Source organism: Ruegeria halocynthiae, from assembly GCF_900106805.1.
GTDB lineage: Bacteria > Pseudomonadota > Alphaproteobacteria > Rhodobacterales > Rhodobacteraceae > Ruegeria > Ruegeria halocynthiae.
Genome location: NZ_FNNP01000003.1, coordinates 248397 through 273854 on the forward strand (window position 1 = coordinate 248397; position 25458 = coordinate 273854).

A 25458-nucleotide genomic window follows, 5' to 3' on the forward strand; every position below is an offset into this window, starting at 1 on the left:
ACAAATCTTGCTGAGTTGCATCCGGGGCGACCACAGGTCATATAGCAGGGAACATCCGCGTTGAGAGGCGTCATGACCCAGTATCTAGATTTCGAAAAACCGCTGGCCGAGATCGAAGGCAAAGCTGAAGAGCTGCGGGCGCTGGCCCGTGCCAATGAAGAGATGGACGTGGCAGAAGAAGCCGCCGCGCTGGACGTCAAGGCTGCCAAGCTGCTGGACGAGCTTTATGGGGACCTCACGCCGTGGCGAAAGTGCCAGGTCGCGCGTCACCCTGAGCGTCCGCATTGCAATGATTATGTGGATGAACTGTTTACGGAATTCACACCTCTGGCAGGTGATCGGAACTTTGCCGACGATCTGGCGGTGATTGGCGGTCTTGCGCGGTTCAACGACCAGCCTGTCATGGTGATTGGTCATGAAAAAGGCAGCGACACCAAATCGCGGATCGAGCGGAATTTCGGCATGGCTCGCCCCGAGGGCTATCGCAAGGCCGTGCGCCTGATGGAAATGGCCGGGCGCTTTGGCCTGCCTGTGATCACTCTGATCGACACCGCCGGCGCCTATCCCGGCAAAGGCGCCGAAGAGCGTGGCCAGTCCGAGGCCATCGCACGCTCGACCGAGATGTGCCTGAAGATCGGAGTACCTCTGGTCTCAGTGATCATCGGTGAAGGTGGTTCAGGCGGTGCGGTCGCATTTGCGACGGCCAATCGCGTCGCAATGCTGGAACATTCGGTATACTCAGTGATTTCGCCCGAAGGTTGCGCCTCAATCCTATGGAAAGATTCGGAGAAGATGCGCGAAGCCGCCGAAGCTCTGCGTTTGACGGCTCAGGATCTGCATAAGCTTGGTATCTGTGACCACATCATTCCAGAACCCAATGGCGGGGCGCATCGTGACCGCCCGGCAACGGTTGAGGCCGTGCGATCTGCAATTGCTTCGATGCTGGAAGAACTTGACGGGAAAGATGCGGCGGCCCTGATCAAGGACCGCCGTCAGAAGTTCCTGGATATCGGCTCAAAAGGGTTGGCAGCTTAGCCTGTCAGCCACCCAACCGCTGTAACAACGCCACCGAAGGCTGGCCAGTCACGGACAGCCCATTCGCGCGCTGATAGGCACTGATCGCGGCTTCAGTGTTTTTGCCAATCACCCCATCTGCGCCTTGCGTGTCATAGCCCGCGGAAGTCAGGCGGCGCTGCAGTTCTTTGCGATCCTCAAGCGTCAATCCGGTTGCATCCGGCCCGAACGATGCCTGGAACGGCGAACCACCGGCAATCCGGTCAGCAAGGTGGCCGACACCAATCGCGTAACTGTCCGAGTTGTTATAGCGCTTGATCACCTGAAAATTGCGGAACACTGCGATGCGCGGTCCGGGCGTCTGTGGTTGCAACACAGCCACCGGAGTGCCCGAGACCGTGCCAGCCTCGCCCCCCCAAGGCTGCCCGCGCACCCAACCCGCACGCGACAGGTAGGCGGCCGTTGAGGCCAGAGAATCCGCCGGGTCCTCAGACCAGATATCGCGCCGACCGTCACCGGTGAAATCAACCGCATAGGCTAGATAAGACGTTGGAATAAATTGCGTATGGCCCATGGCCCCGGCCCAGCTACCGGTCATATTGGCAGGGGTTGTATCGCCCTCTTGAATGATCTTCAGCGCCGCCACCAATTGCTTTTCAAAGAACGCGCCGCGTCGCCCATCGTAAGCCAGCGTTGAGGTCGCCGAGATCACCGGCACATCGCCGCGCCGCGCGCCATAGCGGCTTTCCAGCCCCCAGACGGCGACGACGATTTCCTTGTCGACCCCGTATTTGGCCTCAATCTGCGACAGGGTGCCTGCGTGCCGCACAAGCATCTGTTTGCCGGTGCTGATCCGCTCGTCCGAGGCGGCAATGGCCAGATAATCCTCAAGCGAGCGCTTAAATTCGACCTGATTACGGTCGCGCTCGATCACGTCGGGCAAATACCCCGCCCCCTGAAAGGCGCGGTTGAGCGTGGTCTGAGAGATGCCCTGCGACGCTGCCCGACCTTTGAAACTGGCAACCCATGCATCCCATCCGGCGTTTGGAACCGCACGCATCCGCGAAGCCGGGGCACGGGTGGGTGCGCTGCCTGTGGAACAGGCCGCCAATAGGGTTGCCCCAAGCCCGATGGAAAATGCTCGTCGTTTGATCATAGCTGAAATCTGCTCTTGTTGTGATTTGTTCTTAGGATAACGCAGCCAAGTCGCTCAGGCCAGCAGAGTGGCACCCGAAACCAACATGTCAGAGCGATGGGCAACAAGCCGCTCAGGTCACCAGCAGGCGAAGCCCTTGCGTCACGTCCGAGCGCACGGCAAGCCGTAGCCCCGGCTCATCCCCGGCCTTGAGTGCGGCAATGATCAGGCGGTGATAATGCGGCGGCTCGGTCCGCCGTAAGCGGCCATAAAGTGCGCGCATCGTAGGACCCAGTTGCAGCCAGACGGTTTCAGCCATTGCAAGCATCGCCGGCGCCTGCGCGCGCAGGTACAGTGTGCGGTGGAATTCCAGATTTGAACGGATATAGCCAACCGCATCACGTTTCGTGACCATCTCGGCCACGGTCATGTTGATGCTTTGCAACCGGTCAATCAGTGCCATATGCGCACGCGGCAGGGCGCGGCTGGCCAGTTCAACCTCGAGCAGCGCGCGCAGCGCTGCCAGCTCCTCAATTCGATCGCGGGTCAGTTCAGGCGTCGACACGCGGCCCGAAGTGGACAAAGACAGCGCACCTTCGGCCGCCAACCGCCGTACCGCTTCGCGCGCAGGGGTCATCGACACGCCGAATTCCTTGCCGATACCACGCAGAGTCAAAGCCTGCCCCGGAGCCATCTCACCATGCATGATCCGAGATCTGAGTGATCGATACACTCGATCATGGGTGGCAATGTGGGACTCGGCGGGGCGTGTGGTCAACATAGGTTTATGTGATCACAAATTCTCATGACGTCAAGCGGCAGAATCGAAGCGATAGCGGTGAAGCTCGGCCCCATTGTCGCGCAACCAACGGCGGGGCACTTCATAGGGGCCAAATATTCGCTGAACCTGAGCCCAAAATGCCGGCGAATGATTCATTTCGACCAGATGCGCGACCTCATGAGCGGCCACATAGTGCAAGACCTCTGACGGTGCGAGGATCAATCGCCATGAAAACATCAGCGCACCAGCAGAACTGCAGGATCCCCAGCGCGAACGGGTATCGCGCAGCGTAATGCTACTATATGGACGATCCAACATCGCGGCATAATCATCACACGCGCCGGTCAACCGATCGCGGGCAAGTTCTTTGAGGAACCGGGCGAGCCTTCGCGCCTCTGCACCGGTCGGAACACCGATCTCGCTATCGCTCAGCAGTACACGCCGACCTGAGGTGGGAACGATTCGCCGCGCTTTCCCCTCGATTGATATGGATTGCCCGATCCCAACCGTTTCAGGCTCTGGCCGATCTTGAAGATGACCGCGAATCCAATCCTCTTTCTGATGTGCAAAATCCAATGCTTCAGCCTCGGCGATGCCGGTTGGGTAGGTTAGCGTAACCCGCCCATCCAATTGGGAAATTCGCAAACTGATCCGTCTTGCCTGCGCAGATTTGCGCAATGTCAGCGGTACCAGAGGCGTTCCAGGCAATGCGTGTCGCCCCATGGGCCGATCTCCTTTGCGCAAAGGCTTTGACAGTGCCTGCCGCATGTGGCAGGTGACCTGAATCATTGATGAGATTCACCTGATATCAAGGGGATTTGATATGCCCAAGGAAGAATGGGGCGTAAAGCGTGTTTGCCCGACCACTGGCAAACGCTTTTATGACCTGAACAAGGACCCGATCGTCAGCCCCTACACCGGCGAGATCGTAGAAATGGAAACCGGCAAAAGCCGGATGATCGCGGCAGATGCTGAAGATGCTGCCTCGGTCAAAGCACGCGAGGCTTCGTCGGAAGAAGAAATCGTGTTGGACGATGACGACAACGTCGATGTCGAGCTGGAAGACGATATTTTAGACGACGAAGACGACAGCGACAACGTACCTTTGGACGATATCAAGGACATGTCGTCAGAAGACGAAAACTGATGGGTTTCGGGGCGGCCTGTTCCGCCTCGCCCTAGCCCGCAGGGACGGTGCGAACTTTTTCGTCGATTGCGTTTTTAGACTTGCACTCAACGGCGGTGTCTCTTAAACGTCCGTCCACCGCCGTGGCGGTACCTGCATGGGGCCTTAGCTCAGTTGGGAGAGCGCTTGCATGGCATGCAAGAGGTCAGGGGTTCGACTCCCCTAGGCTCCACCAAAACCTAACAATACAACTAGATAGCAAGCATTAGAGCGGTGTGACACACAGGTGTGACACAAAATGAAGCTGCATGCGTATCTCTCACTGTCCAGACATGGCATATATTACTTCCGCCGGCCCATCGACGTTGTTGGTGCAGACCTGAGTATCTTGGGCCTAAGTCTCGACACTTCCGCGGATCAAGGCAAGCTGATGCTAAACCTGTTGGGCGGCGTTGCCGAGTTTGAGCGCGAGATCGTGCTTGAGCTCCCAGCTAACTGGAATGCCGCCGGCTGAGACAATCCCCGCGAAAAAGGCGAGATCCGCTGCCGAGACCTGACAAACCTAAGTTCATGAATCGGGTATTTCATCAGACCCGGCTTGATTTATTAAAGTGCAATTTGCTTCCGCATAAACGGCGCGGCCACTGTTCGTTGGACTTTCAATAACCTCGGCGAAAACATTTAGGTCTAAGTTTGATACCAAGTATTCGGATGGAAACAATACCCGGTAACCATCTTTGCAAGCTGCAGCTACGAAAGAAAAATCAACACTTTCGGAAATTGGGTTGGGTAAGGCCAATAGATGCTTAGGGTTCCTCAACGCGTAGGAATGAGCTTCTGGTGCACCATAAAGCACGACGCTGCCTTCAATGGATTTCGAGGTTTCAGACGCAGATGCCATATTCGCGCGACGGCTCTGAGAAAATGCCAAATCCTGTAACGCAAGCACTGTCGCCACACCCATACCGAATCCGACAGCGGCAAGGGCCAAACCGGAAGTGGAGCGTTTGGGAATAAATCCGGAAACAAGTGAAACGAGCACTACAAAGATCACCACGCGCGTCGTTGTTATCTGATGAAACTCTGCAGTGCTGACGGTTAAATTCACCTGCCACAAAACCGCAATAACCAGCCCCATGACCACGCCAGCAACAAGTAAAAGGTGACCAAACCGGTCGATCCAAAGAGTGATGAGAAAGGCAGACATGCCTGCCAATAGCGGAAGAAGCGGCAAAAAGTACCGCATATTCAAGCCGAGGCCACCATGCCAACTGCGGACCAAAAATGGTAAAGCCCAGATTAGGCAGATCGTTAGAGAAATCACGAAACTACGCCGCTCTCGATTCCATTGTAAACCTACCAACAGTGCAAGGCACCCCAACCACGGGAGGCTTTGACCTAACGCTTTCTTGGGTAGACCCCAAAATGACAGCGTTCCATCCGGATTGGATTGAACGCCGCTACGTGGATCAGACAGCCGCGTGGCATCTATCAACAAGGAACGAACACCCTCGGAAACCTTGAGGACCATCGCCGATAACTGGGGCAACAGGATCACACTGACTGTGACAATTACACAGGCACTAATCGACCAGGCCGACCAGGATTGCACACTACCCTTGGCACGAAGCGTCACGAGTGCCAGAAGCGCCAAACCCAAGAAAGCACCCAAAGGCAAGTAACTTACTAGGTCTGTGCCTCCGCCTGTCGAACCATAGGAAAGGGGATTCAGGCTGCCAAAGCGGACAAAGTTTGACCAAGCAATCACGACTGCAAAGGGCATCAGTCCGATCATACCGGATACAAGGACCTTCACTGGGGATCTGGCATAAATGACGGTCAATGCTGCGATGCCGGGAAGAACGAGAACGCCTTCCAAACGAAACAATACGCCAAATCCAATCAAGAAAGCCGCGGCCATTGCCAGTACGGCTTCGCCGTTTTCCCGATCCAAAGCCGAGACAAAAAAATAGATCGCCGCGGTGACCGTCAGCATACTAACCGAATGCGGCCAATGCCCGACCACGTACTCAATCCAAAATGTGCAAAACGTCATTAGCAGAACGGCAAGATCACCTACAAATCTTCCGGGAAACATCCGACGGGCCAGCGCATAGGTAAAACATAGTGTACCAATCCCAGCCAAAACATTTAGTGCGATTAGAGACTTCTGCCCAAATAAACCAAGCAGTGCAGCGCCAGCAAGCGTCGTACCTATTGGATATTGGGGCACAAGACCCGATGGGCCTTCGACCAACAACCACAACCGCAAGTCCTCGGACCCGAATTGTTCAAATCCGTTAGAAACAGAGAATCCGCCTGAATCACTAAACGACTGGACACCGGCAAAGTAAATGAACTCGTCTAAAATGAAGAAGCCATCAGACGCGAACACACCTAGCAAGATCAGAAGCAGACTGATGCCAAAAAGGAGACTTAAGCTTGGCCAACCGAGCGTATTTTTCAAAGCTGTTTGCTCCGCTCAAGCTCGACCTTCAACTGGAGGCTGCGAATGACAGCTGACAATATTCGGTTCGCCGTGATCAGGTCTGCACGTAGACCGGCCATGAAAGTAACGAGGCCGAACGCGATCGGTGTGGCACCGATCACAAGGTTTCTTCTTCATTGTAGCACGGAATCTGAATTACAAGTTTCATGGGGCTAATCTTCTTGCTCTCACCTGCCGTTGGAATAAGAGCGGATTACGGCTGCAATGAGGCCACACTTGAGGTTTTGTTGCAGATTATGGAACAAAGAGGTAACTGACGAAGCCATTTAAAAACGACTACAGATTTATACTCGCACCAGCCGCTCGGGATCGGTGGCATATCCATTCAATTCCATTTTGTAATTTCAGAAACGTGAAACTGCCGAAGTCTAGGCCTGTCGATGCAAATCTAAGGCAGAACCGTCCGAAGCTATTCTAACTTTGCTCGAAACGGTTTTGCCGGGGTAAAATTCAGGGTTTCGGATCACGAATTACTCCCCCAAACTTTGCGCTTGGCCAAATCTTGTCCATGTGTTCAGAAAAACTCCACCATGTACAATATCAACCACCGGCGCCTGTGGGATACTCGCGAAATATCTATCGCGTATGAAAAAAAGACGTCGCGCTCGGCCTAACAATCTTAAACAGTGTCATCGGGCAGGTTGCAAAACTCTGGCGCAGTGCATCCGACCCAATGCAACAAAGCATAGCTGCTTGGTCATTTTGGCTCTCTTAGAAAAATGGGCACAGCAATCCGGCTGATTACGATGTTCCATGATAATTGAGATGCAGAACCATCGATTCAGATTATGCGGCAAATGCGAGACCCTTTTCGGACCAAACACTTGATAGAAGCATATTTGGCTGGATATCAGTATATCGACTGATAGCCTGCAAACGCAGCGGTTTTTAGTTGCAACACAACTGTGCAGGAAATCTATTGGAGCACGCTTTTGGTAATTCCGTTTCACGTTCGGGAAATGCTTCAACGCATAAAGGCACGATTTGACGCCGATCAGATACCGCAGCAGATGGCGCCGAATGATGCCGAATTTTCAACATTGCGCCCGTCCCGCAGGCCCACCAAAGAGATGGTGGCGCGTTTCTGGGACAAATTAAAGCCCACCGCGAGCGACGAGGATCAAGCGCAGATTGCAGATTCGGCAACCATCGAAGCTGCCGAATCCTACAGCGCCAATATCGAGAACTTCATTGGGACCGTTAAGCTGCCTGTCGGTGTTATTGGCCCCTTACGCTTGAACGGGATGAATGCAAACGGGGATTTTCATGTTCCCCTTGCAACGACCGAAGCGGCACTGGTCGCCTCCTACGCCCGGGGTGCTTACGTCGCCACTCGGTCAGGCGGTATCAGCACTGCTGTTCTTTACGAAGGCGTACTGCGGACTCCGGCGTTTGTGTTCGAAAGCCTTTTGAAGGCCGGGCAGTTCGTGGATTGGGTAGTAACAAATGTCGACATTCTCAAATCTGCAGCGGAAGCAACCACACGTCATGGCAAGCTTATTTCATTGGAGCCATTCATTGACACCAACGTCGTATTCCTGATTTGCCGCTATACCACAGGCGATGCGGCGGGCCAGAACATGGTGACCATCGCCACTGACGCTTTGTGTCATGCGATCACCGAGCGCTGCCCCGTAACGATTGAGAACTGGTATATTGAGGGCAATTTCTCTGGTGACAAAAAAGCATCGGCTTTGGGGCTGGTGACCGGGCGTGGGCGCAAGGTCAGTGCCTCGGTTACACTTCCAGCCGATATTGTCGAAAAGACACTGGGCACAACGGTTGAGGCGATGCTGGCCTATGGGCGCGTCGCCAATCTAGGGGCACATCTTTCAGGCCAATTTGGAGCGCAAGCCCATTATGCCAACGGGTTGGCAGCGTTCTACATCGCCACAGGTCAGGATGCGGCCTGTGTCGCCGAAAGTGCGATGGGGGTCACGCGGATGGAACCAAGGAATGGCGATCTTTTCTGCTCGGTGACACTTCCGAATATCCTGGTCGGCTCGGTCGGCGGCGGCACAGGATTGCCAAGTCAGGCGGCAGCGCTGAACCTTTTGGGCCTCCGGGGTAACGGGTGCGGCACAGCTTTGGCCGAGGTTGCTGCGGCCACATGCCTTTGTGGTGAGATCTCGATCGTCGCAGCGATCGCAGCGGGGCACTTCACCCGCGCCCACGAAAGTCTGGCGCGTCAGAGATGAGTTTTCAGAACCGATTTTGGGTTTATCAATCCGAGCGATTTCCGCTGAAAAAGACCGTCCCCTTGCTGCTTGTATTTTCCGCCGCCAGCATCTGTGTGTCCGCGCGCCTGGCGGGCCGCCCATTGCCGGAGTGGCCCGCATTTACCGCAGGATTTGCGCTGGCTATGGCGCTGTTCTTCCAAATGCGGGTCTGCGACGAGTTCAAGGACGCCGAGGACGACCGGCGTTATCGACCAGACAGACCAATCCCCCGAGGCCTGGTATCTGAGAAAGAAGTCCTACGCCTCGGCTTGATTACAATTCCTCTGGCCATAGCCGCCGCCTGGTTCTGGAACCCGTCGGTCTTGTGGTTGTTGGGGGTGGTCTGGATCTGGCTTGCGGCAATGACAGTTGAATTCGGTGCACCCAAATGGCTGAAGGCGCGGCCAATTCTATATTTGCTGAGTCATATGGCGATCATGCCCTTGATTGATTTATTGCTGACCGGCATTGAATGGCTGCCTGCGGCAGGGGCTGCATCCTCTCTATGGCTGTTTCTGGCACTTTCTTTCGTGAACGGTTGCGTCCTTGAGATTGGACGTAAACTATGGGCCCCCGAAAACGAAATCGTCGGAGTCGACACTTATTCAGCCCTATGGGGCCCGCGTCAGGCGGGGCGGGTCTGGATCGGCTGCGTTCTGCTTTCCTACGCGCTACTTGTCGGCACGGGCACCGCAACCGGAGTTGGCTGGCAAAGCGCCGTGATCGGAGCATTGGCCTTAAGCCCCTGTGGACTTGCCGCATACCGATACATTCAATCACCGACGGAAAAAGCCCAAACAAGGATGGACACTATTGCAGGGCTTTGGGTGTTCTTCTGCTACGCCACTGCTGGTTTCCTACCGTTCCTGACGGGAGCCAGCGCATGACTTTCATCGTCACCCAAACGGAAGCTGAAGATGTTTCTGTGGTCGGAGGCAAAGCAGCAGCCCTGTCTTATCTTTCCCGGCATGGTTTTGCCCCTCCTGCATTTTTTGTCATCACCAATGACGCGTTTCGCATGGGCCGTTCCGGCCCCGTTGCCCAAAAAGGTCTGCGATCGGCTGTGACCGCCGCGCTTGAAACACTCGGGCCGGGGCCTTACGCGGTTCGTAGTTCCGGCCGCTCTGAGGACGGCGTGGAACACAGCCATGCGGGCCAATATGCAACCGTCCTTGGTGTCTCCGCCGACTCTGTGCTGGCTGCGGCCAAGCAAGTCTGGCAATCTGGATTCTCGGACACGGTCGAAACCTACCGTGCGGTCAGATCCGGTGGCGAAGTCGAGGCCCCTGCGATCATCGTGCAACTCATGATTGATCCGAAATCTGCGGGCGTTGCCTTCTCCGCCGATCCAGTCAGCGGTCGGCGGAATGTGGCCGTGATCTCGGCGATTGACGGACTGGCAGAACAACTTGTTTCAGGTGAAACGGATGGAGAGGACTGGATCATCAGCGCAGATGGCGCCCCCGAAAGCGCACCAGATACACCGCTACATTTGACTGCGAGTGAAGCTCAATCCATCGCAACTCTGGCGTACAAAGCCGAGGCGCTGTTCGGATCACCTCAAGACATCGAATGGGCAATAGATGCGCAGGGGCTTCATATTCTGCAGGCTCGACCAATCACAACGCCCCTGCGCCCGGCCGCCCTTGATGACAAGACACTCACCATTTTCGACAACTCGAACGTCATCGAAAGCTATCCGGGTGTCGTCAGCCCTCTGACCTATTCCTTTGCCCTGCATGTGTATTCCCAAGTCTACCGCGCATTTGTCAGGTTGTTGGGTGTTTCTCAACGTACCGTCGTCCAGAATCCTACCATTTTCGACAACTTGCTCGGCCGGGTGGACGGGCGTGTTTACTACAATCTGATCAATTGGTACCGCGCTCTGGCTATGTTGCCGGGCTTCTCGCTGAATCGTGATTACATGGAAACGATGATGGGAGTATCCGAACCGATGCCGCGCGAGGTCACGGACGCCCTCGCCCCGCCCCCCTCGATCGGTTGGCGGAAGTTTGTGGAATACACGAAACTGGTCAAGGTCGCGGGCGGCCTGACCTGGCAGGCCATCCGTCTGCCGCAAACCCGGCGCGATTTTTACCACAGGTTGAACGGCGTGTTGCAGGCGGGGCTGGACGTCAACACCTCGAACGCAACCGAACTGGCCGCCGAATATCGCCGCATCGAAAGCACTTTGCTGGATCGTTGGGATGCGCCGTTGATCAATGATTTTCTGTGCATGGTTGCTTTTGGCGGCTCGCGGAACCTGCTGCAAAAGTGGCTGGGCGAGGATGGGTTGGCATTGCACAATGACCTGATGATCGGACAAGGCGACATCGTTTCAGCCGAACCCGCGCAACGCATCACGAGAATGGGCGTGCTTGTCCAGCAGGCCGGTCTTACCGAGTCGTTGAGAGCGAAACCGCACTTGCACACTTTGTCTGGCCACCCGCAGATTGAAACCGAGGTCGAGGCATACCTTGAGAAGTTCGGTGACCGCTGCACGGAAGAGCTCAAGCTGGAAAGCATTCCGCTGAGTGACGACCCGACCAGCCTGTTACTCGCCATTGCTGCCAGTGCCGAGCGTCCTCCGGGCAGACGCCAGTTAGGCGTGGAACCGGATTGGCAAGCTCTGATTCCGGCGAACCTGATCAAGCGCTATTTGGCAAAGTGGATCTTGGGTTGGACCAAAGCGCGTGTGCGAGACCGCGAAAACCTGCGTTTTGAACGCACACGCATCTTTGGTTACGCGCGGCGCGTGCTCTTGGGGATCGGTCGGGAATTTGCTGCGCGCGGTTTTCTTGAAACCCAAAGGGATGTGTTTTTCCTGACCACGCACGAAGTCCTTGGAGCGGTCGAAGGCTATAACCTGTCGCCTGATTTGAAAGGCATTGTTGTACGACGCAAGCAGGAAGATGAGGCCTCGTCCAGACGCCTCGACCCACCGGAGCGCATCGAAATTCGCGGCCCCGCCATCGCGACTCTCTGGTCAGAGAACACCGGTCTTGAGGCAGATAAAACGCGGGCAAAGCAGGGTACGGGTTGTTCCGCAGGACATGTTACGGCGCGGGCGCGTGTGATCCGCAACCCGCGCAGCGAAGCGCTGAGTCCCGGCGATATCCTTGTGGCGCGCCACACAGACCCGGGTTGGATCGCTGTATTCTCAAACGCGTCAGCGATTGTTGTCGAGCGGGGATCGCTGTTGTCTCACTCGGCCATTGTCGCACGCGAACTGGGTATTCCCTGCGTTGTCGGCCTCAAAGGGGCTACACAATGGATCGAAGACGGAGAGATGCTGTCTGTCGACGGAGCAAGCGGCACAGTGGAACGGTGCGATGCGTAGCAGCGAAATCGAGAAAAAAGCGGATTTCGACCATATCCGATACGCCCAGTTGTGGGAGGATGCAGATGTACTGACGTCGGCCTTGGGCAATTGTGCGGATCAAACATTGGTATCCATCTGCTCGGCGGGCGACAACGCGCTGGCGATGCTGACACTCGATCCCGCGCGAGTCGTGGTGCTGGATCTGTCGCCGGCCCAGATTGCCTGCCTCAAACTCAGGATCGCGGCCTACAAAGTGCTGTCCCACTCTGAGTTCATAGAACTCACCGGCTCCCGCCCAAGCAACCGGCGGGGTGCGTTGTTAGCCCGGGTTACAGATGCCACAGATACCGAAACACAGAGGTTCTGGCAGGCTCTGTCACCAGACGTTGAAAAGTACGGCATCGGGGGTGTCGGCAAGTTCGAACGCTATTTTCGTATCTTTCGGACCTGGTTGCTACCGCTGGTGCATTCGCGCCAAACTATAGACGAAGTATTCACTCCCCGCGCCGCAGAAGCGCGACAAACCTTTTTTGACACGCGCTTCAACACAGTCCGATGGCGGCTTTTGTTAAACATTTTCTTCTCTCGTTTCGTCATGGGGCGCATGGGCCGGGACAGCGCGTTTTTTGATCATGTCGATGGGAGCCCAGCCCAACATGTCGCCCAACGCATCCATCATGCGGGGGTTTCGACTGACCCATCGCAAAACCCTTATCTGCACTGGATTTTGAAGGGCAACCACGGCGAAGCATTGCCCTTGGCATGGCGCGCCGAACACTTTGAGACAATCCGATCCCGCCTGGATCGACTGGATATCCGCCTTGGTTCGCTGGAGGCTTTTGTTTCGACAGGCGAGAAAGCCCGCGGGTTCAACCTGTCCGACATCTTCGAGTACATGTCCCCTGAAACCTTCAACCAGGTCTATGGTGCAATCCTGACCGCCGCAGAGCCTGACGCCCGGCTGGTTTATTGGAACATGATGGCGCCCAGGCGCGTTCCGCCAGAGTACCGTGACAATGTGAAAACCCTGACCGAAATCGAAACCCGGCAAAAAGCCTGCGATATGGCATTCTTCTACTCGGACTTCATCGTCGAAGAGGTAGTATCTTGACAGTTTCTTTGCAGATATTGCTGGCGGCAGCGTCGGTTCTGGCTCTGCTTGGAGTGATGACAATCATCCGCCATCTGGCCAAGTCTGCGGGATTGGCGGCCGAAATGCAGCGGAAGCTGATGCATGTCAATACGGGTCTTTTTGCGTTGTTGCTGCCATGGCTCTTTCCCGATCGATGGCCAGTCTACATGCTGATTGCGGCTACGATGCTTGTGATGCTGGTCTTGCGCCTGCCGCGTTTCTCATCGGGTCTTGGCGCCGCGCTGCACGGGGTCGAACGCACATCCTATGGTGAATTTCTGCTCGCCTTGTCAGTTGGGCTTTGCTTCCTGCTGGCCAGAGAGAACACGTTGTTCTACATACTGCCAATCGCTGTTCTGACGCTGGCCGATGCAGCCGCTGCGCTGGCTGGGACCACGTATGGAACTAAACGCTACGTGGTCGAAGATGGCGACAAGAGCTTAGAAGGGTCAGTAGTGTTTTTTGTCGTAACCCTATTGGTTGCGATAATCTGCTTCTTATTCTTGTCGAAACTCCCGCCATCTAACATCATGATGCTGAGTCTCATGGTCGCGGCCTTTGGCACACTGGTCGAGGCTCAAAGTTGGCGAGGGTTTGACAATCTGTTCCTGCCGCTTGGCTTGTTAATTTTTCTGAAAAGTCACTATCACAGCTCATTGGCAGAGCTTGCCCTGTTGGCCGCCATGTTCTTTGCCGCCCTTGCCAGTTTTGGCGTAGTGGGGACCAAGCTGGGCCTGACCAAACATACGACCCGTGTATATGTTGTCGCGGTTTTTTTGCTGCTGGCGGCCGCCAAACTTCAGAACACGTTATTGCCGATTTTGGTTCTTGCCGCACACGGGTGGGCGCGTACCGTTTCTCCTTGTGACAGTAAGTACTCCGATCTGGATATCGTAGCTGCTTTGGGGCTTTTGGGATTCGGTTGGCTAGCGGCGGGAAATGCAACAGGATGGGATGCAATTTCCTTTTTTGGTCTCAGTGCGATGGGGTTGGCTATGGGGCTTATTGCTGTGGCGCTACGTGCCATTCCTGTTGCGGTACCGCTTGCGGCGACTGTCCTGTTTGTCATTCGAACTTGGGTCGTGCCCCAGAATTCTGAACAATCGAACTGGGCCGAGCCACTGACAGTTCTGGCCCTCATCTCACTGCTCTGCACTGCCGCAGTACCGCTGATCCGACCGCAATGGTTTGATAAAGACCGGGTACTGAAACTGACGCTATTGGCCCTCATTCCGCCATTGACCTACTACGCGTGGACAGTAGCTGCGTCGATGGGTGACGGATTCTTTGCCGGAGTTGTTTCATGATCACAGAAACATTCAGAACGGCTGATGCAAAACTGACCGTATTTCTGAACGGCCCAAACTGGGACGGCATCCCCGCCGCAACCTTCGGTAATTTTTCCTGCAAATCTTCCGAGGCCGGTGCCGAGATCCTGCAAAAAGGTATGGAGAAAGTCAGAAGCGCGGGTATCGACCGCATCATTGGGCCCATGTCAGGCGATACCTGGCACAGCTACCGGTTTGTCTCAGACAGCGACGGGTCCGATCCGTTCATGATGGAACCCACCAACAAACCTCATGAACCCGATGTATTCCGAGCTGCAGGGTTTGCAGAAATCAGCCGATATTTCTCGGCCCGCGTCGCGCTGCAGGCAGCCACCGCATCGGCACCACCTGAAACCGATGGTTATGTTCTGGAAGCGTGGGACGGAAGCGACCCCGAAGCCCTGTTCCGTCAGGTCTTTGCCCTTTCAACCCGCGCCTTTTCTAACAATGCGTTCTACAAGCCGATCTCCGAAGCGGATTTTATGGCTATGTACCTTCCCATTGTGCCAATGTTGAAGCGCGAACTGATCCTTTTCGCGCGTCGCCACGACGGAACGCTGGCCGGGTTTTTATTCGGCATCCCCAACTACGCCGAAGGCCCCAATCCCACATCCGCAATCCTTAAAACCTACGCAAGTCTCGAGCCGGGCGCCGGGCGACACCTGGCCCACAAGTTTCACAAAACAGCATTCGGAATGGGCTTCGAAAACGCCATCCATGCTCTGATCCATGATGACAATACCTCTGCCGATCGTAGTGCTGCAGAAGGCGCGACGATTTTCAGGCGCTATACTCTGCTTGGGCAGAAGCTGAATGGCTGACCTGCTTACCCATTTTTCTGATGCGGTGAAGCGATTTCCGGACAGAACCGCCATTGTAGATGGCAAAGGCCGTCAGATCAGCTTTCGGGATCTGCAATCGCGCGTTCAACAATTAGCCGGTCGATGGGCGGCGAAGGGTATCAGGCCCGGAGATCGCGTGCTGCTGGCCATGCCTGTCAATGCGGACCTCTATGCAAGCTTGGCGGCCCTGTGGACCCTAGGAGCAACCGTTGTCCTTCCGGAACCGGCAATGGGTTTGGCCGGTCTGCGTCACGCCGTCCGGACCACAAAGCCAAAGGCGTTCTGCGCTGCGGGTGCATTTGCATTGCTGAAAATTTTGGTTCCGGACCTTTGGGCCTTGCCTCTGCTGAGGCCATGTAGAAGCCGCCGCGATCCACCAGTCCACGATGTTCGGCAGGACGATATTGCGCTCATCTCTTTCACGTCCGGAACAACCGGGCTGCCAAAAGCCATTCCACGCTCTCACGCGTTTCTCATGGCGCAGCACGATGCAATCGCGCCGCTCTTAGAAGGTGACGAGGCAGAGCGCGATCTGGTGGCATTTCCAGTATTCACTCTGATCAATCTGGCATCTGGGCGCACAAGTGTGTTGCCAAACTGGAGGCTCAGCCAGTTGGGTCACCTCGCGCCTGCGCAGTTGGAAGATTGGATTAGGACACAGCAGATCACCCGCGCCCTCATCCCACCATCGATTTGTGAAAAACTCGCCCAATCCGGTGACACCGCACAATTGCATACGGTATTCACGGGCGGTGGTCCGGTGTTTCCGAACCTTGTTGAGACATTGCGAACCCAGCACGGGCTTTCGGTCGTTTGCGTCTACGGATCAACCGAAGCTGAACCGATTGCTCATCTCGATACCAAGGACATCTCGCAAGAGGATCACTTCCAGATGGCTGCTGGAAAGGGTCTTCTCGTAGGATACCCGGTGCCTAATGTCGCTCTCCGTATTCGCGACAATGAGATTCAGGTCGCCGGCGCGCATGTGAATGACGGATATCTCGACCCGGCCCATTCAAAAGAAAACAAAATCACAGAAGGCCGCATCATATGGCACCGAACAGGTGATGCTGGTGCGCTGGATGATGACGGCCGATTGTGGTTGTGGGGACGGATCGGGTCCGAAATAGAGGTCGATAAAGGCCTGCTCTTCCCCTTTGCCATCGAGGCCGCGGCACAGCAATGGCCGGGTATTGATCGGTGTGCTCTAATCAATTCTACGGCAGGCCCCGCACTGTGCGTTCAAGGATCCCTGGATCACTTCGAGGATTGGAAGAAATCTGCGCTTGGTTTTGGTGTTCCCAATGTGATTTCAATTGAGAGAATCCCCATGGACAAGCGTCATGCCTCCAAAGTCGATCGCGCGAAACTTGAAAGTATCATAGGGACCTAATGCAATGAGAATAATTAAGACTTCGCTTCTTCACAGCAATTTTCAACAACCTTGATCCGCGCGATTGAAACCATTTCATACAAACTGATGACTGCAAAAATTTTCGACATTGGAACTTGGTGGGTGCCGACCTAATTTGGCGGTTTGAGCCCCAGTACGCTGCATAACTCAATGCGTGTGGCATCCGTAATATGAAGAAACCCACGCCACCCGCAACGAACTGCTGCCGGGACGTTCTTGGTGCAATCGTCGATTAGCAGTAACTGCTCTGGCTTTACGCTTTCTTTTCTGACGTATTCCCCCGCAGGTACTGGGAAACGAATTCCGACAATTCAGCTTTGACCTTATCCGGGTCCAACGCAACAAAACGACCATCCAGCGAAAGCTTTACGATGCCGTGCACAGCAGAAAACACTGTTCGTGCACGCGAAGCTAACATGTCGTCATCCAAGTTAGGATTCAATTGTGACAACGGACCGATAACTTCAGATATGAGCAGCACGTGCTCCTCAAGGTGCCATTGCGGTACGGGTACTCCGGGTTGCATCCGATGATCGAACAGTGCGGCCCATAGATTCGGGTTCTCGGTACCAAAATCCTGGTAGGCCAACGCGAGCGCAAGAAGCTTTTCCTTGGGCGAGGTTTGTGACGCTGATGCACTCTGCAATGATGCGTGCAAACGCGCAAGAGTGCGCGAGTTCACCGCAAGAATCAGAAGGTCCAGATCCTCAAAGGCATTATACAGGCTGCCCAGCGCACATCCGGCATCTTTTGTGACATCGCGGGCACGCAGCGCAGCAAGACCTTGCGTTTCAATGCGCTTTTCTGCGGCACCAAGTATTTTTCTTTTCAAAATATCTCTTTTACTTTCAGACACTTAATCCTCGCTCAACTAAATTTATGAACAATGTTCATTTTTTTGTTGAACAGCGTTCAGAATCGGCGCACAGTCACTTCATGAACAATGTTCATAAACGAGGAGCCAAAGATGTTCAAACAGTTTGCTACTTTGATAAGGGGTCGAGCCTTTGAGGCGGCAACCGTTGTTGCGGATCGTCATGCCCTGCCCATTCTACGCCAACAGATCCGGGATTGTGCCCATGCCATTCAGGTGTCTCGCAAGGCCGTAGCCGTCGCAATAGCGCAGAATGAACAGGAAATTAGGCAACACAAGCGGTTGACCCAACAGATCGCGGATCTCGAAACACGCACTCTGGATGCCCTGCAACAAAACCGCGAGGATCTAGCGCGGGATGCGGCTGAGACAATTGCACATCTCGAAGCAGAGCGTGACGTGTCAACACAGGCACAGGCCCGGTTTGAGACTGAGATCGCCCGCCTGCGCACTGTCCTACGCGAAGCTGAAACACGGTTGCGGCAGTTGCAGCGCGGCCAACGCCTTGCCGCGGCCACGGACAAAACGCAACGCCTGCAACAAGTCGCGCCGGACAGCGGGTTATCCACTTTGCGCGAGGCCGAGGACACATTGCAGCGATTGCAAGAGCGTCAAAGCGAAATGGATGCAACAGCCCGCGCCATGACCGAGTTGGAAGCGACCGGTTCGGCCGAGAACATACGCGACAAGTTAGCCGAAGCAGGGTGCGGCAAGCCTTTGCGATCAAACGCTGATGACGTTCTCGATCGCCTGAAGAAAAAGGCCCAGAAATCCAACAAATCAAAATCAGACTGACGACCAAATCAAATTAAGCCGACAGAGAAACTGAAAGGAATTGATCCATGAGTACCGAAGAAAACCTGAACCTGCCGCAGTCTAACGCCTGGAACATGTTCACCATCATCTCGTTCATTGTCGCGGCAGCGATGATGGCTGGCGGCATCTACTTCCTCGAGGCGAGCTTTGCCGCAAAAGGGTTTTACTCCATGTCCGCGTTGATGTTGGTACATACCACCGTTTCGATCACAAAGACCCTGCGTGACCGTGAAGAATCGCAGCGTCTCCACAACAGGATCGAAGACGCAAAAACCGAAAAGCTCTTGAAAGAGGTGGGCGAGAATATCGCTGCCTAAACAATAACCTCACGCACGGACAGGCGTGTTCGACTGGGGGTGGCACCGTTTGCTGCCCCCAGTCTCAACGTGTTGAACAAGACCCTGTCACCGGGAATACTGAACCGGTCCGACACCGAAACCCGCGTCTCTGGGTCGTCCGCAAGTGCCGCCGCAGGCCATCCCACCAACCCACGTGCAGTCGCTTGCAGCCAGGATCGATAAAACGCCCTACCCGCCTCGATCATCGTTTCGTTCGCAGGCCAGTGAAACAATGCGATTGCACCTGCATCACGACTGCGCGCAGCTTCTCCTGACAGGTGAGGGCCAAGACCCAGCAGCGACAACAGATCATAAAGCCCGCCTCCCAGTACGGTCGGCGCAACCCTTGCAGTTGTCGCATCCATGGCAAGCACTTCTCGGTTCAAGCCGTCGGTGTGGTAATTCGGATCGTCTTGGTGCAATCGCATCCAATGCAGCAATTCCGAACGAAAGGCTCTGGACCGCATGACGCGGGCCGACGCGATGTCAATTTGTTTGGCAAGCCACTCGATCTCAACCCTGTCCTCGACCAATGTCATATGAGTGGCTTCCCAGTCTTCAAAAGCCCCTTTCGGTGAAGTCACAAAGCCCGCCCGATGCGTAAGACGTTTCGAAACTTCTGCGGCCAGCTCTGCGTCTTTTGCTTCAGCAGTCGTCTTCGGGGCAATACGAGCAATCGGTCGCAACCCGGTCTCCACAGGTTGGTCTGACAGGGTCACTTTCGCACCAATCCCCCGCGCAGCCATGGCCACTACGGTGCCCTCGACCGCTGCACCGCATGACACTTCCAGATCTCTATCATTCGGATCACCAACTGGAAGGCGACGTGATAGATCAGCGTAAAGCTCAATATACCCCTGGTTCAGCCGCCATCGCGCCGGCTGCGTGTTATGCGCCGAAGGGGCCAGCATCGCCTGCGCAACAATCGCTTCAAATTCCAAGCTGTCCACTACGAAAGCTCCTTTGAAAACAGATGCAGTCTGTGAAGTGGCACAGCCCCGGCTTTCTCGGTTTGGCGCAGGCTGGCCGCATTTTCATCAGCAATCCACGTACCGCCCACCGTTTTGTATCCGGCAGCAATCATGTCCCGCGTCATCTCGTTCAGCATCAACGGGTTGACCGACCGACCCTGAAACTCTGGCATCACACCCTGAAAAATGACCACTGCGCGGTCGCGGCGAGCTTTGTATCTGAAATAGTGATACGGCAGGGACAGGCGCCATCGCGATCCGATCCGACGGAGCAGCGGGTTGAGGTCGGGAATGGCGATCACTGCACCCGCTGGCGCGCCACGATAATGCACCACTTTTGAAATCCGCGGGTCCATGATCCATTTCATGTCTTTGGCCTGAAAGTGGAACTCTTCAGCTGTGACCGGAACAAACATGGGATTGTTTTTGAAGCTGCGGTTCAAGATGGCACGCGCATCTTCAAGCCGCTCGGCAATGGTCGCGCGGGTGACCGGTGCAAAAGAGAACCCTTGATCCAGCAACTGCGTGCGTTGCGCGTCGGGCAAGAATTCCGAGGTTGGGTTGGTATCCAGACGACGCTCGAAGGTGGTCATGGGAAAGTGTGACTGATATCCATTTACCTCAAGCAGCCCCGGAAGATGCGAAGGCCCCCATATCTGATCAGTAAAGGGCACCTGATCAAATCCGCTGGTCATAATCCCCGCCTGCTGCATGGCGGTCAGGTTGAAGTTACCGACCAGTCGGGTCATGCCCCTGGCGCTGGCCCAGTTTTCCGCCGCTTGCAGCAATGCTGTGGCGGCCTCGGTGTCATCTGCACAATCAAAGTAGCCAAAGCATCCTCGCGCCTCGCAGTGCAGGTCGTTGGAGCGTCGATGAAGATGAGCCGTAATCCGACCCACAGGAATGCCGTCCCGTTTCACCGAGAAATAGGTGAAATCCGATGCGTTGGAAAACAATGGGTTTTCTACCGACAAAAAACGTTTCAAATCCACCTTCATAGGCGAAACATATGGTGTGTCCGCCCCGTAGGCGTGGAATGGGGCAGCGAAGAAACTTGGAAAGTCCCTTTCCAGCAGCTCAATCATGCTTGTCCCTCATTCATTAAAACTCGTGCCATCCGTTGTACTGCGCGCAAGGCGGCACCAGTGCTGTCCTGGACCACGATGTCGGGACTGTTGAGCATGACCACACGCAGTGGGATGTCGGACAAGAACACCGCATGGGTCGCATCGAAACGCGAGAACAGCCAATTGACCTGCTCGTCATCCGTTGCACCTAACTGTTGCACAGGTATTGCCGTGAAACTGGTGCGCAGTTCCTGCAGATTCATGTCCTTCAAATCTGCCTCGTCCACCAAAATCGCGTCCGCAGATCCGGCAGCGCGACGCAGCAATGCCAGGCTGGCCTGTGGGCCCTGCCCGCCAGCATCTGCAATCTCACGAAGGGCAATCAGTTGGCGATCCTCAATTCGTAAAGCAATTGCTGCTTGCCAAATAGCCAGCAGCATAAGTGAGGACAAAATGATTGCCATAACCTGCACGCTCGACCGTATACCCATCGGCACAATCCCAGAAACGATCAACGAAAGCAGAGCAGTCACCACGAATACGATGCCGAATCCAAGCAGAGTATCCCACGGTCGCAATCCGGAACGGTTCATTGAGATTGATAACCAGCACAGCCCCAGCACAGCCACACCACCCAGCCTGACCGGCAGGTCAAGCGGTGTCCCACGCATGAAATCTGTTGCCAGAAACGGTAGGATCAACAGAAAGGACAGGCTAATCCAGTTGATGGTTCTGTTTTCCGCCGATGACAGGCTGTCTTTGTCGCGCCGCAACACAAACAAAGCGACACCGCCCAGCCCAATCAGTTGGAACAGCAACAGACCGGCCAGCCGTGCGAACTCGATACTGCTGAATTGGAAAAGACCCAACAGCCCGAGTATCACAGCCCCCCAAGCACAGAGTTGTTTCAATGCCGGAGGCGCGTGGCGTCGCATAAGTCCCTCAGACAAAACAAGTGCCGCCAATGGAATCAGTGCAGCGCAGATGCTTGAGGCGGCCGAGAAAAACCAGCCCCAGCCACCCCAGTGACCAATCCGCGCCAGCATCAGGACAACCAGCACCCACAAGCAAAATTGAAACCGTCTGGAAATTTCCGGCCTCTGCACAAGGTCCTGAAGACGCAACAACACAGTTGTTGCACCCAATGCTGCGCATAGTGAAACCCAAGAATCCGCCAGAAAGGTCGCCATATCCGTCATGACGGCAGCAGTTTAGTCATCTGCCGGCGAACCAGCGGACGCATAAGCGCAGCAAGAAAATCCGGCAAGCGCCGCTCGACCTTGCCAGTGTGTGGGTTCAGGAACCAACCTCGATAATCCGCGCCGTGCGGCCGCCCCAGAACCGCTTGAATCGCCTCTCCTCCCATCAGGGTCCCTGCCATGATAACCATTGGCGCAAAGGACATACGACTGCGTATCCCGGCAATCACTTCGCCAGCCAGCGCCAGATCAACATGATGCCGGGATGAAGAATGGGTCAGTACGTATTCGGCCTCGGCCATTGCTGCCGCATTACGCATCTCTGGGGTTAACTCGTTCCAGTCAGTTTCAATTGTGGTGTATCCCAGACGCTCCTCGGGCATGGGATCGCCGGGGCCTGTGACATAAACTGATGGCAAAGGAGACGCATAGGCATCAATCACGACACGCCCCTTGGCCCGCGCGGTCCGATACAGCAGCAAACTGGCACCAAGATCGTCCGTGCCATTGATTACCACATCCGCGCTTTGAACCAGACACTCCACATGGTTCGACCAATCCGCCCCAAGCACTTCTATCTCAGCCTCGGGATTGATTTGCAGACACTGATCACGGGTTGCCTGAGCTTTGTCTTGTTCGACAGTTTTCAGCGTCGCAAAAAGCTGACGGTTCAAGTTGGAGACTTCGAACGCGTCCAGATCAGCCAGAATCAACCGGCCTACCCCGGCGCGGATCAGGGTCATGATTGCACTACCCCCCATACCGCCGGTGCCGCAGACGAACACACAGGCGTTGCGTAAACGTGCCTGTTCATCCTCGGAAACAAAACCCAGATTGCGGGTGGTGAACTCCTGATAGGTAAAGTTCGTCATTATTTCTGTTCTCTTGGTCTGAGGATACCGAATGTGCGCCGTGTATCTGCCCATTGCCAGAGTGGCATCGCAAGCCTCTGCAAAACTGCAGCACCGACAGCAAGGGCAAGGGCAGCAAGGGAACCGCGCGGAACTTCGCGCCCGAAATAGGACAGCGCGGTCGGCATATCCATTTGCCCTAACTGCAAAACATCATCGCCTCGGTCGTAATCGAGTTGGTCCTTGCAGAACTCATTCACGATCTGATCCCGATGTTTCGGAGCGTTCTCGAAGGATTTCTTCAAATGATCCGACCCGCCTGTATAGGCGTTGGTGATCACAAAGCGGTCTTCGTCAAACCCGGCATCAGGTCCGACGCCAAATACATGACGATGATGACGCATGATGCTCCGAGCCAACTGCAGATGCAGAAGGCTGCGCCGCTCTTGAGGTCCGGTTTGAGCCGTCGGAAAAACCCGGGCAAAGCCCTGCCCCACCAATCCAACTACCGCCGGGACTTGCGTCACATTCGAAACCCAGAGCGGACGCATACCGTTTCGAAACAGGATCAACACACAGGTCAGCCCATAAAGAACCCAGCTGAATCCCTGGCTGCGAAGCCCCGGATCAACCATCACCAATCCCAGATGCAACACCTCTTCGGACCGATGCCCCAAGTCTACATTCATCAGCGCCAGGGCATTGAAGGCAACGGGAGTAGCGTCATCCCTGCGTGAAATCAGAGTGATCACCGAATGTTCAAGCCGATCCCGATCTCCGGCAAACACGCCATACATCAGATCGCCAGCGGGCAGAGTTTTCGACGCCACATGCCGCAAATCCGCAACCAGATTGTCCAGCTCATCGCTCTGCATCCAAAGGCCGGGGCGCTCAAAAATGCGCGCACGGTAACCACCTGGAATATCTAAACGAATATCCATGTAACGCTGCGAAGTCGCGTTGATAATTGCGCTAAACAAATCTTGTTCCCGTTATTTTCCACTCATCTACGGATCCGAACGAGCTTTGGCAAAGCCAATATTTGAGATCAAATTTTCCCCGCAGTCACATAGCTTGGCCATCAACGGATTTTTTTGTTTTCAGCGCAAGTCCTGAATTCCACCAGTGTTCAACTTTGCTGTAGTCAGACAGCTTCGTTTTCATCCCGCTGCAGAAAGCAGCCAGTTCTGCGAACTGCTGAAATGGACAAAATATGGGTGTGAATTGCCTCTTGCCGATCATATGCGCAACCTCGATGCCTGCCAGCGTTGCCGATGCTGAAGCGAAGGACTTGAAACCCGGCAGAGGCCGAGTGCGCCTCTTGATGAAACGGGAATCCTGTTCAACGATGACATTGAGATGTTTCCGTCTGACCATCTCGATCGGGATCGGACAACCAAAATCTTTGAGCATATTGATGATCACCTTGATGCCAGCGGTGTTTGGTCACCTTAAGGCGTTGGCACGGAAGAACAACGCGGGGCTTAGGTATATTGCGACGGTTTGCGGTGGTTTGCCGGTTCTCAACCTCGGTGATCGTGGCTTGGTTGCCGGTGAAATCAAGGAAATTCGCGGTGTGTTCAACAGCACCAGCAATTTCATTCTTGAACAAATGTCCCAAGGCAGAAGCATGGCCGAGGCACTTACAACGGCACAGGAGCTTGGTATCGCCGAAGCGGATCCATCATTGGTTATCTGTGGGTGGGACACGGCAGCAAAACTCTGCATAATATTCAACTGCCTCAAGAATGGCAGCACTACATTGGCGGATATCGATGTCACCGGGATTGACATTTTATCACCTGCAATCGTGCAAAAGGCACGATCGGACGGTGAAGTTGTCAGATTGGTTGCCTCTGCGTCAGATGACGCATTGAAAGTTGCACCAACAGTTCTGAAGAACAGCGATTTTCTCGCCACTGTCACAGGTTGGGAAAAGGGAGTGCAACTGCAGACTGATATCTACGGTACGATCAGTGCAAAACTGTGGGAGCGCGAACCCATCCCAACTGCCGCGTCGATCATCCGCGATATTGTGACATTGAGCGCGCAGGTTTGACGGGTCTTTTGCGAAGTATCTCACCGAACGAATAGATCATGCCAGTCTGGCCGGTTATGCCGTCTGCCCCGTAAACTAGCACAACGCGCGGATCCCATGTGAAAGCCGACCAGCCTCAACAGGCATTCCACGAAGCCCGTGATTTGTCACAACGGCAGGCCAAATAAGACTTTCAGCGCAAGACAGGTTTGGATTGCGGCATCGCTAAATTGCTGTTGTGGACCGTGCTTGCTACTGGGTTGCGACACTCAGGTCATGTCCGGATCAAACCAGATCAATAGTGATCGGTGTTACTTCAACGCTGTGTTGGACGAAGGCCAGTACTTGGTCGTGTACTTCGTCGGGGTCCCACTGCTCATAGCCTCTAGGTTATCATGCTGGATTCAAACAGTGAATCCCCAGCGTGATTTGCGCAACAAAGCCATCTCAAGAGGCTACACATAAATTGCTCGTTTTTTTTC

The 25458-nt window shown here is 55.0% G+C and carries 23 protein-coding genes, 1 tRNA gene and 2 pseudogenes; 14 read left to right on the plus strand and 12 right to left on the minus strand.

All coding sequences use genetic code 11. The annotated features are described in order from the left end of the window. Positions 1–72: 72 nt before the first annotated feature. Positions 73–1035, plus strand: a complete 963-nt coding sequence (locus BLU89_RS11935; protein WP_074737061.1) for an acetyl-CoA carboxylase carboxyltransferase subunit alpha — start codon at positions 73–75, stop codon at positions 1033–1035. A gap of 4 nt (positions 1036–1039) precedes the next feature. Here the strand turns inward: BLU89_RS11935 and BLU89_RS11940 are convergent, their stop codons facing one another. From BLU89_RS11940 to BLU89_RS11950, 3 genes are all read right to left on the minus strand, one after another. Then, positions 1040–2170, minus strand: a complete 1131-nt coding sequence (locus BLU89_RS11940; protein WP_074737062.1) for a lytic murein transglycosylase — start codon at positions 2168–2170, stop codon at positions 1040–1042. Between the two features lie 112 nt (positions 2171–2282). Beyond that, positions 2283–2930, minus strand: coding sequence for a GntR family transcriptional regulator (locus BLU89_RS11945; protein WP_074737063.1), 648 nt, complete (start codon positions 2928–2930; stop codon positions 2283–2285). 30 nt (positions 2931–2960) lie between these two features. Then, a complete protein-coding gene (locus BLU89_RS11950; protein ID WP_074737127.1) occupies positions 2961–3653 on the minus strand; it encodes a M48 family metallopeptidase in 693 nt (230 codons plus the stop codon). A 100-nt stretch (positions 3654–3753) separates the two neighbouring features. Between BLU89_RS11950 and BLU89_RS11955 the strand changes: the two genes are divergently transcribed. The 3 genes from BLU89_RS11955 to BLU89_RS21565 all read left to right on the plus strand — a co-directional run bounded on the left by BLU89_RS11955 (position 3754) and on the right by BLU89_RS21565 (position 4570). After that, on the plus strand, positions 3754–4077 hold the full coding sequence (locus tag BLU89_RS11955; protein WP_074737064.1) for a TIGR02300 family protein: 324 nt from the start codon (positions 3754–3756) through the stop codon (positions 4075–4077). Between the two features lie 138 nt (positions 4078–4215). Then, positions 4216–4291: transfer RNA gene (locus BLU89_RS11960), tRNA-Ala, on the plus strand. Positions 4292–4354: 63 nt separating this feature from the next. Next, entirely contained in the window at positions 4355–4570 is a 216-nt protein-coding gene (locus BLU89_RS21565; RefSeq protein ID WP_176797700.1) for a recombinase family protein, read from the plus strand. A gap of 54 nt (positions 4571–4624) precedes the next feature. Here BLU89_RS21565 and BLU89_RS11970 read toward each other — a convergent pair whose 3' ends face one another. Next, complete coding sequence (locus BLU89_RS11970; protein ID WP_074737065.1) at positions 4625–6523, minus strand: ArnT family glycosyltransferase; 1899 nt, start codon at positions 6521–6523, stop codon at positions 4625–4627. A gap of 1001 nt (positions 6524–7524) precedes the next feature. Between BLU89_RS11970 and BLU89_RS11975 the strand changes: the two genes are divergently transcribed. From BLU89_RS11975 to BLU89_RS12005, 7 genes are read left to right on the plus strand one after another with little or no spacing between them, the layout of a single operon-like run. Further along, complete coding sequence (locus BLU89_RS11975) at positions 7525–8763, plus strand: hydroxymethylglutaryl-CoA reductase (protein ID WP_074737066.1); 1239 nt, start codon at positions 7525–7527, stop codon at positions 8761–8763. Continuing rightward, on the plus strand, positions 8760–9671 hold the full coding sequence (locus BLU89_RS11980; RefSeq protein WP_074737067.1) for a UbiA family prenyltransferase: 912 nt from the start codon (positions 8760–8762) through the stop codon (positions 9669–9671). Before BLU89_RS11975 ends, BLU89_RS11980 begins: the two co-directional genes overlap by 4 nt. Continuing rightward, positions 9668–12124: a PEP/pyruvate-binding domain-containing protein gene (locus BLU89_RS11985; RefSeq protein ID WP_074737068.1), complete on the plus strand. Its 2457-nt coding sequence runs from the start codon at positions 9668–9670 to the stop codon at positions 12122–12124. The genes BLU89_RS11980 and BLU89_RS11985 overlap by 4 nt, the downstream gene beginning before the upstream one ends. After that, the gene (locus BLU89_RS11990) at positions 12117–13217 is read left to right on the plus strand and encodes a BtaA family protein (protein WP_074737069.1); all 1101 of its coding nucleotides are present in this window, start codon (positions 12117–12119) and stop codon (positions 13215–13217) included. Before BLU89_RS11985 ends, BLU89_RS11990 begins: the two co-directional genes overlap by 8 nt. After that, entirely contained in the window at positions 13214–14545 is a 1332-nt protein-coding gene (locus tag BLU89_RS11995; RefSeq protein WP_074737070.1) for a hypothetical protein, read from the plus strand. Before BLU89_RS11990 ends, BLU89_RS11995 begins: the two co-directional genes overlap by 4 nt. Then, the gene (locus BLU89_RS12000; RefSeq protein ID WP_074737071.1) at positions 14542–15387 is read left to right on the plus strand and encodes a hypothetical protein; all 846 of its coding nucleotides are present in this window, start codon (positions 14542–14544) and stop codon (positions 15385–15387) included. Before BLU89_RS11995 ends, BLU89_RS12000 begins: the two co-directional genes overlap by 4 nt. Then, positions 15380–16801: an AMP-binding protein gene (locus BLU89_RS12005; RefSeq protein ID WP_074737072.1), complete on the plus strand. Its 1422-nt coding sequence runs from the start codon at positions 15380–15382 to the stop codon at positions 16799–16801. Before BLU89_RS12000 ends, BLU89_RS12005 begins: the two co-directional genes overlap by 8 nt. 274 nt (positions 16802–17075) lie before the next feature. On the opposite strand, the gene BLU89_RS12010 is transcribed toward BLU89_RS12005, so the two are convergent. Beyond that, entirely contained in the window at positions 17076–17678 is a 603-nt protein-coding gene (locus tag BLU89_RS12010; protein WP_074737073.1) for a TetR/AcrR family transcriptional regulator, read from the minus strand. A 111-nt stretch (positions 17679–17789) separates the two neighbouring features. Between BLU89_RS12010 and BLU89_RS12015 the strand changes: the two genes are divergently transcribed. Continuing rightward, on the plus strand, positions 17790–18491 hold the full coding sequence (locus BLU89_RS12015; RefSeq protein ID WP_074737128.1) for a PspA/IM30 family protein: 702 nt from the start codon (positions 17790–17792) through the stop codon (positions 18489–18491). Positions 18492–18538: 47 nt separating this feature from the next. Continuing rightward, a complete protein-coding gene (locus tag BLU89_RS12020) occupies positions 18539–18829 on the plus strand; it encodes a YiaA/YiaB family inner membrane protein (protein ID WP_074737074.1) in 291 nt (96 codons plus the stop codon). Here the strand turns inward: BLU89_RS12020 and BLU89_RS12025 are convergent. From BLU89_RS12025 to BLU89_RS21300, 6 genes and pseudogenes are all read right to left on the minus strand, one after another. Further along, positions 18826–19800, minus strand: a complete 975-nt coding sequence (locus BLU89_RS12025; RefSeq protein ID WP_074737075.1) for a hypothetical protein — start codon at positions 19798–19800, stop codon at positions 18826–18828. The genes BLU89_RS12020 and BLU89_RS12025 overlap by 4 nt on opposite strands. Continuing rightward, the gene (locus BLU89_RS12030; RefSeq protein WP_074737076.1) at positions 19800–20906 is read right to left on the minus strand and encodes a GNAT family N-acetyltransferase; all 1107 of its coding nucleotides are present in this window, start codon (positions 20904–20906) and stop codon (positions 19800–19802) included. Before BLU89_RS12030 ends, BLU89_RS12025 begins: the two co-directional genes overlap by 1 nt. Continuing rightward, the gene (locus BLU89_RS12035) at positions 20903–21934 is read right to left on the minus strand and encodes a hypothetical protein (protein ID WP_143030569.1); all 1032 of its coding nucleotides are present in this window, start codon (positions 21932–21934) and stop codon (positions 20903–20905) included. Before BLU89_RS12035 ends, BLU89_RS12030 begins: the two co-directional genes overlap by 4 nt. Before the next feature lie 149 nt (positions 21935–22083). Then, positions 22084–22959 carry a ThiF family adenylyltransferase gene (locus BLU89_RS12040; protein WP_083347740.1) on the minus strand — a complete coding sequence of 292 codons (876 nt, stop codon included), beginning with the start codon at positions 22957–22959 and terminating at the stop codon, positions 22084–22086. Continuing rightward, complete coding sequence (locus BLU89_RS12045; protein ID WP_074737078.1) at positions 22959–23879, minus strand: hypothetical protein; 921 nt, start codon at positions 23877–23879, stop codon at positions 22959–22961. Before BLU89_RS12045 ends, BLU89_RS12040 begins: the two co-directional genes overlap by 1 nt. A gap of 238 nt (positions 23880–24117) precedes the next feature. Continuing rightward, positions 24118–24381: pseudogene (locus tag BLU89_RS21300) on the minus strand (DDE-type integrase/transposase/recombinase); the annotation flags it as partial. Between BLU89_RS21300 and BLU89_RS12055 the strand changes: the two are divergent. Further along, positions 24368–24997, plus strand: coding sequence for a hypothetical protein (locus tag BLU89_RS12055; protein ID WP_074737079.1), 630 nt, complete (start codon positions 24368–24370; stop codon positions 24995–24997). The pseudogene BLU89_RS21300 and the gene BLU89_RS12055 sit on opposite strands and share 14 nt — an antisense overlap. A gap of 149 nt (positions 24998–25146) precedes the next feature. On the opposite strand, the pseudogene BLU89_RS21715 reads toward BLU89_RS12055, so the two are convergent. Next, a pseudogene (locus tag BLU89_RS21715) lies at positions 25147–25356 on the minus strand (transposase); the annotation flags it as partial. Positions 25357–25458: the final 102 nt, after the last annotated feature.

Excerpts from the sequence above, each read along its gene's own strand:
- BLU89_RS11935 (WP_074737061.1), top strand. The coding sequence starts at position 73 with ATGACCCAGTATCTAGATTTCGAAAAACCGCTGGCCGAGATCGAAGGC.
- BLU89_RS11940 (WP_074737062.1), bottom strand. The coding sequence starts at position 2,170 with ATGATCAAACGACGAGCATTTTCCATCGGGCTTGGGGCAACCCTATTG.
- BLU89_RS11945 (WP_074737063.1), bottom strand. The coding sequence starts at position 2,930 with ATGTTGACCACACGCCCCGCCGAGTCCCACATTGCCACCCATGATCGA.
- BLU89_RS11950 (WP_074737127.1), bottom strand. The coding sequence starts at position 3,653 with ATGGGGCGACACGCATTGCCTGGAACGCCTCTGGTACCGCTGACATTG.
- BLU89_RS11955 (WP_074737064.1), top strand. The coding sequence starts at position 3,754 with ATGCCCAAGGAAGAATGGGGCGTAAAGCGTGTTTGCCCGACCACTGGC.
- BLU89_RS21565 (WP_176797700.1), top strand. The coding sequence starts at position 4,355 with ATGAAGCTGCATGCGTATCTCTCACTGTCCAGACATGGCATATATTAC.
- BLU89_RS11975 (WP_074737066.1), top strand. The coding sequence starts at position 7,525 with ATGCTTCAACGCATAAAGGCACGATTTGACGCCGATCAGATACCGCAG.
- BLU89_RS11980 (WP_074737067.1), top strand. The coding sequence starts at position 8,760 with ATGAGTTTTCAGAACCGATTTTGGGTTTATCAATCCGAGCGATTTCCG.
- BLU89_RS11985 (WP_074737068.1), top strand. The coding sequence starts at position 9,668 with ATGACTTTCATCGTCACCCAAACGGAAGCTGAAGATGTTTCTGTGGTC.
- BLU89_RS11990 (WP_074737069.1), top strand. The coding sequence starts at position 12,117 with ATGCGTAGCAGCGAAATCGAGAAAAAAGCGGATTTCGACCATATCCGA.
- BLU89_RS12000 (WP_074737071.1), top strand. The coding sequence starts at position 14,542 with ATGATCACAGAAACATTCAGAACGGCTGATGCAAAACTGACCGTATTT.
- BLU89_RS12005 (WP_074737072.1), top strand. The coding sequence starts at position 15,380 with ATGGCTGACCTGCTTACCCATTTTTCTGATGCGGTGAAGCGATTTCCG.
- BLU89_RS12015 (WP_074737128.1), top strand. The coding sequence starts at position 17,790 with ATGTTCAAACAGTTTGCTACTTTGATAAGGGGTCGAGCCTTTGAGGCG.
- BLU89_RS12020 (WP_074737074.1), top strand. The coding sequence starts at position 18,539 with ATGAGTACCGAAGAAAACCTGAACCTGCCGCAGTCTAACGCCTGGAAC.
- BLU89_RS12030 (WP_074737076.1), bottom strand. The coding sequence starts at position 20,906 with ATGATTGAGCTGCTGGAAAGGGACTTTCCAAGTTTCTTCGCTGCCCCA.
- BLU89_RS12035 (WP_143030569.1), bottom strand. The coding sequence starts at position 21,934 with ATGCTGGCGCGGATTGGTCACTGGGGTGGCTGGGGCTGGTTTTTCTCG.
- BLU89_RS12040 (WP_083347740.1), bottom strand. The coding sequence starts at position 22,959 with ATGACGAACTTTACCTATCAGGAGTTCACCACCCGCAATCTGGGTTTT.
- BLU89_RS12045 (WP_074737078.1), bottom strand. The coding sequence starts at position 23,879 with ATGGATATTCGTTTAGATATTCCAGGTGGTTACCGTGCGCGCATTTTT.
- BLU89_RS12055 (WP_074737079.1), top strand. The coding sequence starts at position 24,368 with ATGCCAGCGGTGTTTGGTCACCTTAAGGCGTTGGCACGGAAGAACAAC.